This window comes from Bradyrhizobium sp. NBAIM08 (assembly GCF_020193935.1).
Classification (GTDB): Bacteria; Pseudomonadota; Alphaproteobacteria; order Rhizobiales; family Xanthobacteraceae; genus Bradyrhizobium; species Bradyrhizobium yuanmingense.
The window spans coordinates 1-420 of record NZ_JADYVR010000703.1 but is presented as its reverse complement, the minus strand read 5'-3'; the positions used below and the strand labels follow the sequence as shown (position 1 = coordinate 420).

1 protein-coding gene is annotated in these 420 nt (G+C 55.7%); it reads left to right on the top strand.

The genetic code is table 11. From position 1 onward, the window contains the following. The coding region (locus tag I6F37_RS41645; protein ID WP_225154619.1) for a type IX secretion system membrane protein PorP/SprF at positions 1 to 420 on the top strand (420 nt) is incomplete at both ends.

Here is a 420-nt window from a genome sequence, read left to right as displayed (position 1 = left end):
ACATGACCCCCTGGATCGGCCTGAGTGGCAAGCGCATCGGCGTGGGCCTGAGCGCTAATGCCGATAAAGCCCATATTCTCAGCCGCACCGGCGTGCAGCTCAATTTCGCTTACCATTTGGTGGAAAACGATAGCTGGCAATTGTCTGCCGGTATACTTGCCGGAGTTATGTTTCAAAACTTCTCTTTTGGGAATACCCGCATAAGCGACCCCAACGACCTGGCCCTGTTCAGTGGCGAACGCAACGCCACTTTATTCAACGGTGGCTTCGGCTTGCATCTCGGTACCGGTGAGCCTGGAGGGGAATGGCTGCACGTGGATGTGGTGGCCCCACAACTCTATAGCAGCGACCCGGCCTACCAGGGTCCAACCGATGTGCCACCAGGTACCAGTACCAGTTTTGTTTACGACAACAATGCAC